At 38.8% G+C, this 12,647-nt stretch carries 9 protein-coding genes and 2 rRNA genes (1 of these 11 only partly in view); 9 read left to right on the top strand and 2 right to left on the bottom strand.

Annotation, left to right across the window (positions count from 1 at the left end):
- The 9 genes from PK1910_RS04885 to PK1910_RS04845 all read left to right on the top strand — a co-directional run.
- A 23S ribosomal RNA gene (locus PK1910_RS04885) occupies positions 1–256 on the top strand; it begins 2,679 nt to the left of the window's first position.
- A 220-nt stretch (positions 257–476) separates the two neighbouring features.
- A 5S ribosomal RNA gene (gene rrf, locus PK1910_RS04880) occupies positions 477–593 on the top strand.
- A gap of 623 nt (positions 594–1,216) precedes the next feature.
- Complete coding sequence (locus PK1910_RS04875) at positions 1,217–2,077, top strand: polysaccharide deacetylase family protein (protein WP_058948487.1); 861 nt, start codon at positions 1,217–1,219, stop codon at positions 2,075–2,077.
- Between the two features lie 8 nt (positions 2,078–2,085).
- A complete protein-coding gene (locus PK1910_RS04870) occupies positions 2,086–2,580 on the top strand; it encodes a MogA/MoaB family molybdenum cofactor biosynthesis protein (protein ID WP_058948488.1) in 495 nt (164 codons plus the stop codon).
- Between the two features lie 226 nt (positions 2,581–2,806).
- Complete coding sequence (locus tag PK1910_RS04865) at positions 2,807–3,238, top strand: RrF2 family transcriptional regulator (RefSeq protein ID WP_058948489.1); 432 nt, start codon at positions 2,807–2,809, stop codon at positions 3,236–3,238.
- 85 nt (positions 3,239–3,323) lie between these two features.
- A complete protein-coding gene (locus tag PK1910_RS04860; protein ID WP_058948490.1) occupies positions 3,324–4,712 on the top strand; it encodes a cytochrome ubiquinol oxidase subunit I in 1,389 nt (462 codons plus the stop codon).
- On the top strand, positions 4,703–5,722 hold the full coding sequence (gene cydB, locus PK1910_RS04855; protein WP_058948491.1) for a cytochrome d ubiquinol oxidase subunit II: 1,020 nt from the start codon (positions 4,703–4,705) through the stop codon (positions 5,720–5,722). Before PK1910_RS04860 ends, cydB begins: the two co-directional genes overlap by 10 nt.
- 197 nt (positions 5,723–5,919) lie before the next feature.
- Positions 5,920–9,507, top strand: coding sequence for a thiol reductant ABC exporter subunit CydD (gene cydD / locus PK1910_RS04850; RefSeq protein ID WP_058948492.1), 3,588 nt, complete (start codon positions 5,920–5,922; stop codon positions 9,505–9,507).
- A gap of 271 nt (positions 9,508–9,778) precedes the next feature.
- Positions 9,779–10,948, top strand: coding sequence for a hypothetical protein (locus tag PK1910_RS04845; protein ID WP_004698486.1), 1,170 nt, complete (start codon positions 9,779–9,781; stop codon positions 10,946–10,948).
- 128 nt (positions 10,949–11,076) lie between these two features.
- Here the strand turns inward: PK1910_RS04845 and PK1910_RS04840 are convergent, their stop codons facing one another.
- Both PK1910_RS04840 and PK1910_RS04835 read right to left on the bottom strand, forming a co-directional pair.
- Positions 11,077–11,661, bottom strand: coding sequence for a DUF805 domain-containing protein (locus PK1910_RS04840; protein WP_058948493.1), 585 nt, complete (start codon positions 11,659–11,661; stop codon positions 11,077–11,079).
- Between the two features lie 21 nt (positions 11,662–11,682).
- On the bottom strand, positions 11,683–12,516 hold the full coding sequence (locus PK1910_RS04835; RefSeq protein WP_024061141.1) for a pyridoxamine kinase: 834 nt from the start codon (positions 12,514–12,516) through the stop codon (positions 11,683–11,685).
- Between the last annotated feature and the right edge of the window lie 131 nt (positions 12,517–12,647).

Genomic DNA, 12,647 nt, shown 5'->3' with positions numbered 1-12,647 from the left:
GGCTGCTCCTAGTACGAGAGGACCGGAGTGGACGAACCGCTGGTGTACCAATTATCCTGCCAAGGGTACAGTTGGGTAGCTACGTTCGGGACGGATAAACGCTGAAAGCATCTAAGCGTGAAACCAGCCTTGAGATGAGGTTTCTCATAGCGTAAGCTAGTAAGATCCCATGTAGACGACATGGTAGATAGGCCAGGTGTGGAAGAGCCGTGAGGTTTGGAGCTGACTGGTACTAATCGATCGAGGGCTTTACTTAAGCAGCGTAACCAACTTGAAGGAGCAACGCGACGCACAAGTTGCGTGGAGTCGCTTACGTCGAAACGTAAGATTTCACGATGTGAAATCCACAGGCTTCGACGCAATCCTCTAGACGTGTACTTTGAGTATGGGACGCAACATATAACAAAACATTAAGCAGAATGTGCAACAAATATATATAACTTCTATGTGGTTTTCAGAGTACAAACTCTGACAGATTCAGTAGCGATGGCTATGAGGATCCACCTGTTCCCATCTCGAACACAGTAGTTAAGCTCATAAACGCCGAAAGTACTTGGCTGGAGACGGCCTGGGAGGATAGGAAGCTGCTGATTAACGAAAAGAAAAAGGTCTACCGAATGGTAGGCCTTTTTCTTTTTGCTCATCTTCGACTAGCTAACCCTGCTAGAACCGTCTCCAGCCAAGGTTGTAGAAGTATTGTCTATGTGTATTTATTAATAAGATGGCGTGGGAAAAGTAGGGCAGTAGAAGATGGAGGAGTGAAACGACGACAGATTCACTGCATCACTTTCTTCCGAACGTAAGATTTACCGAACTGCGAAGCAGTGAAGGAAAATCCACAGTGAGGAAGCAAGTAGGGCAAGGGAAAAGTAATTAGGATTAAACGAAGTATGGGGCCCACACATCACTTTCTTCCGAACGTAAGATTTACCAAACTGCGAAGCAGAGAAGGGAAATCCACAGTGAGGAAGCAAGTAGGGCAAGGAAAAAGTAATTAGGATTAAACGACGTATGGGGCCCACACATCACCTTTTTCCGAACGTAAGCTGTACAGAACTGCGGAGCAGTGAAGGTAAATCTACAATGAGCATTGATAGGAATTTAAGTTTAGTTGTAGAAAAAAAGATCTTTTTTTATACGTCTATTTTCTTGATACTTTTATTAAAAATATGGTATTCTCATTGTGTATGTAAGTCGATGGGAGTGATTATTTTATATGTATAAATATGGCAAGAGCTGCATTAAAAAGTTGTTATATTGTATTGCAATATGTATTGCAATCTTAGCGGTTTCTATTGGAGTTATGTGGGGTCTGTCCTCAGATTACAAGTTATATGGTGTACCAGTACTTAATTACCATCAAATAAATGATGAGAAACACTCCGCTTTAACATTGCATGTGGATCAGTTTAAGGAGCAGATGGAATACCTCCATAATCATGGGTATAATACGATTACATTGAATCAGTTGTATGATTATTTACAAAATGGTTCGGATTTACCAGAGAAGCCTATAGTAATAACATTTGATGATGGTTATGTGGATAATTATGAACATGCACTGCCTACATTAAAAGAATATAATATGAAAGCTACTTTATTCATGATTAGTGACGCTGCCAATACGCCTGGTTTTGTAAATACTGCACAAATGCACCAAATGGAGTCTGCTGGTTTTGACATTCAAGGGCATACAAATCATCATAAGATACTAACTCATATGGATCCTACGGAATTGCCTGATGCCATTCTCGGTGGTAAAACATCTATGGAAGGTATCTTAGGAGAACCTATTAGTTACTTGGCCTATCCTGGTGGTTTTAATGATATGCTCGTTCAATATGTTACTAAACAGTCTGGGTATAAAATGGCTTTCACTGTCCAACCAGGGACAGTAAAGCCAGGAGATAATCTCTATGCCTTAGATCGATTAGCCATATTCCAAGGTGATACACCGTTTTTATCGTTCTGGTTGCGTCTACATTGCGCACCACTTATTAAGTATACTTGGGCATTGCGTGATACATTACGCGATAATGGATGGCCGATATTGGCGTCTGTTGTGCCTTTATTTTAGGAGGAATTATGTCTTACGAAGTTGTAGCAAGACCATTACGTGTTGCAGTCTTAACTGTATCTGATACTCGTACATTAGAAACTGATAAGGGGGGCAATAAGGTCCAAGAGTTCTTGGAACAAGCGAATCATATTGTAGCAGATCGCAAAATTGTAATTGATGATTGTGATGCTATAATAAATGCTATGACTCCATGGTGTAATGATGAGTCTATTGATGTCATTATATCTACTGGGGGAACTGGTATTGCTATGAGAGATGTTACCATCGAAGCGGTGAATAGCCTATATGAAAAGCATATTCCAGGCTTTGGTGAAATCTTTAGATATTTATCCTATACGGAGGATATTGGTACGAAAGCAATGGCATCTCGTGCAGAAGCTGGTGTTAATAATAACACTTTAATGTTCTCCGTTCCTGGTTCTGTAGGGGCTGTTACCTTGGCGATGAGCAAACTCATCATTCCTGAAATGGGTCATTTGGTGCGAGAAATTACAAAATAATACATATATTGAGACTGCTCTTTTGTGGAGCAGTCTTTTTTTGAAAGTGCGATTATAATAAGCATTTTGTGGAGATTAAAGTAGTCATTTGGCACATAAAGCATGTGCATGAGAACTAAGTGAGTTTTTTCGTTATATTTAAAACAATACCATTGCAGTATTGTTTTATTTCATTTATACTAGATTTAGTAATACGTTTGTCCGAGTGCATGAGAAAGGAGACTTTATGAAGTTAAATCAGGCCACGGATTATGCATTTCGCATGGTCTTGCATATGGCGCTACTACCTTCGGGCTCGAAGATAACTGGTGCTGTATTGGCTGAGCAAGAGTTGATTCCAGAACGCTTTTTGCTTAAGATTATGCGTAGTCTCATTGCAGCAGGAATTATGAAATCTTTCCGCGGTGTAGATGGCGGGTTTGCCTTGAATCGAAGCCCTCAAGAGATTTCGTTGCTTGATGTAATTATAGCAGTAGAAGGGGATGCGTATTTACAACGTTGTTTATATGATGTAGGTTCTTGCTCTAAGTCTTGTAAGGGGCATTGCGCTATAAATGAAGCAATGGGCGTGATTCAGCATCAATTGGTCAATCAGTTGGAAGCGGTTAATTTTAAGAACCTTGCCCAACGAGAACAGTTGATTATCGCTGAGGCTTGAGCTTTTTTTATAGTCGCAATGATGCAAGGTTTTTTGTAAAAGCTCGTCAAGTGATGTTAGTATTTTATTCTAAGGAGGAAAACACATGTTTGAAGCTGTAGATTTAGCCCGATTGCAATTCGCGCTAACATCTATCTATCACTGGTTATTTGTGCCGTTCACACTAGGTATGACAGTGATTGTTGCTGCTTTAGAGTGGACCTACGTGTCGACTGGTAAAGAAGTATACAAAAAAATGGCTAAGTTCTGGGGCAAATTGTTCCTAATTAACTTTGCTATGGGTGTGGTGACTGGTATTGTTCAGGAATTCCATTTCGGTATGAACTGGGCAGAATATTCTCGTTTTATGGGTGACATTTTCGGCGCTCCATTGGCTCTTGAAGCATTAATGGCATTTTTCTTGGAATCTACATTCATGGGCGTTTGGATTTTCGGTTGGGATCGCTTACATAAATGTGTTCACGCCCTTGTAGCTACATTTGTAGCATTAGGTACAAATCTATCTGCGTTCTGGATTCTTGTAGCAAACTCTTTTATGCAACATCCTGTAGGTTTTGTATTACGCAATGGCCGTGCAGAGATGGAAAATTTCCTGATCATCGTTCAAAATGGCTATGTACCTGGACAATTTTTCCATATTGTATTGAATGGTTTATTAACAGCTGGCGTAATTATTATGGCAGTCAGTGCATGGCACTTATTACGCAATAATGCGACAGAGTTCTACCGTCGCTCTGCTAAATGGGGCATGGTTATCGCTCTAGTATTCGGTACTTTAGGCGCATTAGCTGGTCATCACCAAGGTCAGTACATCACAAAAGTACAACCTATGAAAATGGCTGCTATGGAAGCGTTGTGGGAAACACAAGATCCAGCGCCATTCTCTTTGGTAGCTAACATTGATACTAAGGCACAAAAGAATACAAGTGCTCTTGAAATTCCTGGTGGTTTATCCTTCTTGACTCAAAACTCCTTTACGTCTGGTAAGGTAGAAGGTATCAAAGACCTTCAAGCAAAAGCGGAGGCTCAATATGGTCCTGGCAACTATATTCCAGATGTTCCAGCAATCTTCTGGACATTCCGTGTCATGGTAGCATCTGGTTCTCTTATGTTGCTTGTTGCCTTTGTAGGGCTTATCCTAAATGCAAAAGACAAACTTGTTGAAAATCGTACATTCTTAAAAATTATGTTCTGGATGTTGCCATTGCCATTTATCGCTCACTCCACTGGTTGGTTTGTAGCGGAAGCAGGTCGTCAACCATGGCTTGTATATGGCTTGCAATTGACTGCAGATGGTGCGTCTAAATCCGTAACGGCTCCAGAAATTATGACTACAATCATCGGCTTTACACTTGTGTATATCGTGGCTGCTATCGCGGCTATTTATCTTGCTGTAGAACACATTAAAAAAGGTCCGGATGGCAACCCATCTCATGATGTAGTTGAAAAAGAGGAGGCGAGATTATGGAATTAATTTTTAATAACCTTGAAGTGGTATGGTTTATCTTGATTACTGTACTATTCGCTGGCTTCTTCTTATTAGAAGGTTTTGACTATGGTACTGGTATTTTGTTACCATTCATTGGTAAAACTGACGTTGAACGTCGACAAATGATCAATGCCTTAGGTCCTGTGTGGGATGGTAATGAGGTCTGGATGATTACTGCCGGAGGTGCATTATTTGCATCCTTCCCTCACGTGTATGCTACATTATTTAGTGGATTCTACTTAGCTCTATTCTTGATGCTTGCAGCTCTTATTATTCGTGGTGTATCCTTTGAATTCCGTTCTAAAAGCCCTAATTTGTTATGGCGTAAAACATTCGACTACTGCATCTTCTTTGGTTCCTTGATTCCTGCACTATTATGGGGTGTTACAGTAGGTAACTTGATTCAAGGTACTCCAATTGATGCAAGTATGACATATGTTGGTACATTTTTTGATTTATTAAGCCCTTACACAGTACTTTGTGGTATTGCGTTCATTTTGGTATTTACATACCATGGTGGCTTATTTACTTCTATTAAAACAGCTGGCGCTATTTCTGAACGCGCTCGTGCTGCTTCTTTGGTAGTAGGTGTTCCTACAGCTATCGGTGCATTAGCATTGGTAGGTGCAACTTACGTATATACAGATTTGTTTAATTCTGTATTAGCTGTAGTTTGCTTTGCATTAACTATCGTGTTCTTCCTCATTTCTTGGGGCGCAGCACGCACTCGGAATACAAAATGGGGGTTCCTATTCAGCTGTTTATCTGTTATTTCTGTAACAGCTGCATACTTTGCAGGTTTGTTCCCTCGCATTATGGTTTCTTCTTTGAATCCTGAGTGGAGCTTGACTATTACTAATGCAGCTAACTCTACTTACACGTTGACTTTGATGACTTGTGTAGCATTCGTATTTGTGCCAATCATTTTGGTTTATCAATCTTGGGTATATTGGACATTCCGTCATCGTGTAACAGAAAAAGATTTACATTATTAATAGAATAGCCTTATAACTCTTGTGAGTAAAAATTAAATTTTAATGTGAGGCGTGCCGTAGCGGCACGCCTCTTTTTTGTGGTAAGATGATTATAATATTGATAAATTTAGATTCACTTGGACTTTTTTAGGCCTATTTAAAGGGATTTAAATTTGTTTGATTTTATATATTTAAGTTGATTTACCATAGAGGATAGTATGATACAGCGTACCGCATTTAAAGCGCTGCTAGAACATAAAGGACGGCTTGGATTACTCGGTTTAACCTGTTTAATAGAAAGTCTGTCAATTGTTGGGCAAGCTTGGTTCTTTGGAACCTTAATAAATAACCTTATATTTTTGGAACATACACTAGCTGATGAAATGAACACCATCATTTATTTGTTTGTAGCTATTGTTATGAGATTGGTGGCACATTACGTTCAAGAGGCAGTGGCAAATCACTTGGGAAGTGCAGTAAAAGCATCCTTTAGAGAACGCTCTTTGGTCCATATGTTTAAGCTTGGTGTACAACATAAGGAACGTCATGGTGATGTCATCCATATGCTTACCGATGGTTTAGAGCAAGTTGATGCATATGTGGCTCGTTACATTCCGCAGATTTTATACGCTATTATGATTCCACTTATTATGGGAATCGCCATTATAGATACATTATCAATAATTGGTATTATTTTAATTGTTACGGTGCCTTTAATTCCATTTTTTATGATCTTAATTGGGAAGCAAGCTGATCGATTAAATAAGGAACAATGGGAGCGTATGAGCTTCCTATCAGGGCATTTTTTAGACGTATTGCAAGGGATTACTACGCTAAAACTCTTTGGTCGTGCAAAAGATCAAATTAAGGTTATTGGTCGATTATCTCAAGAGTTTAAAGACTCTACTTTACGAGTATTGAGGGTGGCCTTTTTATCCGCTTTAGTGCTTGAGTTAGTGAGTACGATTAGTACTGCTTTGATTGCGGTATATTTAGGCTTAACTTTATTAGATGGTGAAATTACATTCTTCCCAGCCTTCTTTATTTTATTGTTAGCTCCGGAGTTCTATACCCCATTTAGACAATTAGGGGCTGCTTTCCATACGGGGATGGCAGGTAAAACATCTATTCTGAAATACGAAGAATTTATGAATCGTCCGCAGTCCTTACCATTAGGTGGTGATTCTAAACTCGAGAAATCTATACAAGAGATTGCAATTAAAGATTTAACTTTTACCTATGAAAATAGTGAGAATGGGGTACACCATATCACACTAGAGGCTGAGCGTAATGTACCTATTATGCTCGTTGGTGAAAGTGGAGCTGGCAAATCTACTATTGCCCATATTATTGGTGGATTTTTACAGGCTCCGAAAGGAACAGTTACTATCGATGGCATTGATATATGTGATTTAGATATCGACTGGTGGCGTCAGCAAATTACCTATGTGTCTCAACATCCACATATTATGAAAGGGACCTTACGAGAGGTCTTATCCTTTGGTATGGATGTAAGTGATGCAGAGATTCTCGATGCGTGCAAAGAGGTTCAGTTATTAGATGTTATTAATCGACAACAAGATGGTCTTGATGCAGTTATCGGTGAAGGTGGCTTAGGCCTTAGTGGTGGTGAGCGGCAGCGTATTGCTTTAGCTCGTGCATTCCTGCGGAAGGGTCAGGTATTGATTCTTGATGAAGTGACAGCACATCTAGACGTAAAAACAGAAGCTATTATAAGTACGGCTATTCAGCGTTTGATGGAAAATAAGATTGTCATCATTATTGGGCATCGATTACAAACTATGTATTGGGCATCTAAACTATATGTCTTGAAAAATGGATTAATTATTCAAGAAGGTTCTTATCACGACCTACTTCAAGAAGAGGGGTATTTTAAAGAACTTGTTACATCTGGGTTAGGTCAATTTTCAGCAACTCTTGAAGAACCATTGTATATTGGGAAGCAATTTGATTCAGAGAATACATTGGGCATAGATACACCTATCAATGGCACAGAGTATTTTGATAAATCTGTTAAATATACTGAGAACCTTAAAGATAATGCAAAAGGTTTTAATATGGGCATACAAGGTTGGAAGTTGTTGTTTTCTGTATTGAGTCCCGCTAAGTGGTCATTAGTATTGGCCTTGCTATTTACGTTCTTAACAGTGTTCATGAATGTGGGGCTTTTAACAGTATCCTCTTGGCTATTGGCATCTGCCGCATTGCAACCAGGGCTCACTTATTTAAGTCTTGCAATCGTAGGGGTTCGGTTCTTCGGTGTTAGTCGTGCTGTATGTCGTTATTTTGAGCGCTATACATCTCATCGCATGGCCTTTCAAGGTCTTTATGGCCTGCGCTTGTGGTTTTATGCTCATTTGGAACCATTGGCACCTGCTATACTCAAAAGGTTTGGGGCGGGTGATATGTTGGGACGCATCATGGGGGATATAGAGGTATTACAATTCTTCTACTTGCGCACTTTGATTCCACCTGTAGCAGCTGTTGCTTTGACTGTATTGATTGCATATGGAGCCTCTACGATCGACAATAGCTTGATTACGCCAATTCTTTTGTCGGCCTTCATATTAGGTGTAATACTACCTTTGGTCGTTTATGCACATAATAAACAATCTTTACGTGCAATTGGGCCCCAACAAGGTGATTATAAAGCGCTTTTAAGTGATACTATGGATAGCCTGGAAGATGTGATTAGTTATGGCAATGAAGAAATGGTATATAAGCGTATTCAGCATATGATGCGTAATGTAGATGCTCAAAAAGGTACTATTGAGCGTGGCATGAATATGGGTAATACACTATTCATAGGCGGTGTTCAGTTAACTGTAGTTATTATAGCTATTATGGCCTCTAATGCGTTAACAGGTGCTTGGGCCAGTGTTATGGTAGCAGTGGCTGCCATTGGTACGCAGGCTTGGTTTGAAGCGTTACAACCTATGATCGCGGCAGTTCATCATGGTGCAGAAAGTAAAGTTGCTACAAGTCGTCTCATGGCTCTTAGTAATGAACCTATATCTATTGTAGATCCTATATCATCAAAATCATTTAATCCTAATGATGATATTATTTTTACAGATGTATCCTTTGGTTATGATGAATATCGCCATATTTATGAGAATCTTAGACTACATATTCAACAAGGACAATCTATTGCTATCGTTGGTGCTAGTGGATCTGGCAAGACGACATTGTTTAATATGCTTGAGCGACTATATGATTATGGTGGTTCCATTCGTATAGGTGCAGTGGAGTTGAAAGATATTTCAATTGATACTTGGCGTAATGCATTGGGAACTATAACTCAAGATACGTATATTTTTAATGCATCCTTTAAAGACAATATACGTCTTGCTAGACCTGAGGCGTCTAAAGAAGACTTAGAGCAAGCCATTAATCGCGCCTCATTGCGTTCCGTAGTCGAAAAATTGCCAGAGGGGATGAATACGATTGTAGGTAGTGGAGGACAAGGTTTGAGTGGTGGCGAGCGTCAAAGAATTGCATTAGCTAGATTGTTCTTACGCAATCCTAAAATCGTTTTATTAGATGAACCTTTAGAGGGCTTGGATCAAGTAACAAGAAAAGCTTTACATCGTGACTTGATGCATTATGTAGACGGTAAGACATGTCTATATATTACGCATCAATTGGAAGGTTTAGAACAAATGGACCGGATTTTATTTATGGATAAAGGTCAAATTGTTGAAGCTGGTACGTATGAAGAATTGATAGCTCTTCGAGGGCGTTTCTATGAATATTGTTATTTATCCATGGCAAGTATTCAATAAAACTAAATATCATTTAAAGTATCTATTATTTATGCTTAATTATAGATTTGGACAATGTTTAATATTACGTTGCAATTTAAGATCTATTATGAATATTAAATTATAATATGACTAATGTTTAACTACATTAATAAGGCCCCTTTTTCTATGCAAAAAGGGGCTTTAGTTATATTAATATTTAATAGTATATGTAGTATACTTTTATCGATAAATCATGCAACATATGGTATAATTTTTATGTTAAAAGCTATTTTTTACCCTTGGAGGGATTATGACTAAAATCTTCACCAAATTACGAGCTTTGGTGGATGAAGCATTATCTGATCGAGATGCGGTGGTGGATAAGGCGCCCGTACTAGAAAAAGCACCTTTAGAACAAGATTTATTTGACCATCGCTTACTATATATTGAAGAAGATATGGTTAATCGCATGTTGCGTGCCGCTCTTCGCAATCATTGGTTCTTTTATGCTATAACATTTGAATTTGAACCAAACAATCAAATATTCCTATCCATTATTACCAAATGGGGGAATGTGATTAATGTGGAATTCACCTTAGAGGATCTATGGTTTGATGATTATTCATCATCCTTTGCAATTCGACTTGATACAAATAATATAGATACAGGTGGGTTTATTTTGAACTCCATTTTACACTTGTTGGGGAACTGGTGTCTCAGTCTCTTTGGTATATTCTTTAACCCTATTGCATTGGGAGAAAAAGGATCTACTGTACGCTTTGAGAAGAAAGGGATTATTCAGTTTGACTTATTGCCTAATACGCAAGTGAAAAAATTCATACCTATGCCTGAGCGCCATATTGGTAGCAATGGACCTGTTTTGTTGGGAAACCCGCGTACCAGTCAATCTGTGTTGCAGTTAGATTACTATGCGTTCCATGATCCTGTAGATACTTTTACAGTACCGGATGTACCAACTCGCACTAGCTGGCTTCGATCGATTGATATTGCGGCTGTTCTTTTGTTGCCGATTGGTGTATGGATTACATTTGTTATCTTGCATCATTACTTGCCGACGGAAACACTGGAATTCTCATTTTCTACGTACTTTTTGATTTCCTTAGGGATTTTTATCATTTCCTTCTTAGTTATGAATATTCCGCGATATCTGTATATGTATTTTGATTCTCGCAAACAGTGGCAAAGTGCGTTTGTACATAACAATATCAAAATCCAAATGCGTAAACTACATCGTCGTATCTTCATGCAACAAGCTACATTGACATCTGATTGTGATGAGGATACAGCAAATGAAAGCCAAGAGCGAATTAAACACCTCTTGTTGCAAATTCGAGATAAACGATTCCTTGCAAATCGTCTTAAAATTGCAGATGATGATAGAGCGCGTAAACAAAAGGTTAAGTTTATTATTGCCTATATCGGGTGTACATTGATTGAGTTGATGTTACTAATGAATTAATGTTGTAAGAAATATAAAATATAAAAACGTATCTCTATGTGATATGTCCCACCTTTACTGGATATCCAATAAAATGGGTACATATCAATGAGAGATACGTTTTTTTGATTACAAGTTATTAATTTTGGTTATCGTTTTTTACGACGTTTTCGAGCTGGCTTGCGGTTTTCTTGTTTTTTGCTTGATACAGGAGTTTGTACGGATTCATATGTTGGCTGATTTACAGGCATAAATGGAGGATTACCGTATTGGTTAGGCTCAGGTTGTCCTGGTAATACCCAGAATAGGAAGCCGATGAGCCATATAAAAAGCTCTAGCATGTAATTGAATGGAGAGACAGCCGAGTAAGTATTAATGAAGATCATAATTATCGACCAAAGAATTCCTGCCCATGCATTGAAGCCGATGTCGTGAATACGACGACCAAATAAGACACAAGATAATGGGAAGAGGGTTGCTAATAAGAGCCAGACAATGACTCTAGTCAACCAATATGCAGGTAGGGATACGACAAAGTCCAAGAACATGTTATCTATGTAGTGGACAATATGAAATAAAATCATTAAAGCGATGAAGCAAATGATAAATTGTAGTCGATTTAACCGTCCCGTCAGGTTAAAAATCGATAGGCCCATGCGACGTCCTTGGAATGCAATGAGCAAACCAATGGTACATATGAGCAATGTTCGTAATACGACATAAAGTAAATCCATAAGTTCCCCTTTATTTTTAGCTTATAGTTGAGTTAATTCTGGCAAGATGAGCTCAAATGCAACACCATGTTTCATTGATTTTACTGTATCTAACGTAGCTTGAATTGCGTTGGTAGTAAAATTCATTGCCAGTTCTGCCGCATCATAAGGTGAATATCCTCTCATTACTGCACCTGATAATACAGCAGTAAAAATATCTCCTGTGCCTGTAGCTTTTACAGGTACTAGAGGAATAGAGTATGTTTTTAAAAGGTCTGTAGGACCATTATAGACGGCAATGACCGCATGCGTTTCCGATGGAACACTGGTCATGATAACCATTTCAGGCCCCATGTGATGTAACTGTTTGCACCGTTTGCGCAATTCATCCTCATTAATAGGGTCTGTCGAGAATGGAATATCTAATAAGAAGCAAGCCTCAGTATAGTTTGGTTTTACGATGTGAGCCTTAGATACGAGTTGGCGCATAGCTACAACCATATCAGGAGTATAAATGGAATAGAGGCGACCATCGTCGGCCATTGCGGGATCGACGATAACCATCTGGTCATTAGAGGCAAATCGATTGATAGCTTCTTCGACGAGGTGAATTTGTTCTGGCGATGCCAAAAAACCACTTACGATAGCGTGAAAGTCAATTTCGTTTTTATCCCAACAGTTCATAAAGTCTCTCATATGAGCAGATAAATCTACGAATTCATAGTGTGGATACTCTAAGTGATTGCTTAGTACCGCTGTTGCTAAAGGAACCGCCTGGCAGCGCATAGCACTGATGATAGGAATCATAACGGTAAGGGCACAACGTCCGATGGAGCTCATGTCTTGAATTGTTAAAACTCTAGGTACTGTTGTCATAGATACCTCCAAATAAATATATATTTTATTGTACGTTATGTAAGGCTTTCTGTAAATGTAATGATGTTAATCATGAAATTAGCTTCATAATGTAGTATAATAAAACGAATAGACTTTTTATGGAGGAAAGT

The sequence above is a fragment of the Veillonella parvula genome, assembly GCF_036456085.1.
GTDB lineage: Bacteria > Bacillota > Negativicutes > Veillonellales > Veillonellaceae > Veillonella > Veillonella parvula_E.
The sequence above is the reverse complement of the archived record's forward strand: the minus strand, read 5'-3'. Positions and strand labels throughout refer to the sequence as shown.